Annotated in this window: 1 protein-coding gene; it reads right to left on the bottom strand. The window is 45.3% G+C overall.

Annotated elements, in window-relative coordinates:
* On the bottom strand, positions 1-649 hold a 649-nt coding region (tnpC, locus tag E2R51_RS20590), incomplete at both ends, for an IS66 family transposase (RefSeq protein WP_133378740.1).

Raw genomic sequence — 649 nt, 5'->3', positions numbered from 1 at the left:
ACTATTTGGGGATCTCTTGGTATTGGGGGTGTATTTTTTTCAAATCGCTCATCAATCTCACGTTCAACAGCATACAACTGCCTAAATAACGTTAATGCCTCAATGCTCACGATACTTTGCCCAGTGATATGCAGTTCATGAAATTTACGCCGTGCATGGGCCAGACAACCGATTTCTGTCACACCTTGATGAAATAAGAACTTATACCCGCTGTAATCATCGCAAACCAGCTTACCGTGCCACTTATCTAAAAAGGCTTTAGGGTGCTCATTACGACGACTTTCAGCAAAGTCATAGACCACCGCTTTTAAGGAGCTGTGCTGTGGCGTAAGATACGCCCAGACATAGCCTTTTTTTAATGATTTACCACCTACCTTTACAGGGTTCTTCATGATAGATACCGGGGTTTCATCGGCATGTAAGATAGGCTCAGACAGTAATAGTTCATGCAAGCGACTGACTAAAGGCTCAAGGGCGACGCCGCAGCGTCCTACCCAATCTGCCATAGTGGCATCGGGGATATTTACCCCACTTCGCTGATAGATAATATGTTGCCGATATAGCGGCTGATGGTCTGCATATTTGCTAATAAGGATGTGTGCAAGCAGCTCTGGGGTGGCGATGCTTTTGTTAATAATCTGCTTGGGGG

This window comes from Jeotgalibacillus sp. S-D1 (assembly GCF_004358665.1).
In the GTDB taxonomy this organism is placed as follows: Bacteria; Bacillota; Bacilli; order Bacillales; family Jeotgalibacillaceae; genus Jeotgalibacillus.
Note: the sequence above shows the minus strand (reverse complement) of the source record. Positions and strands in the feature narration are given on the sequence as shown.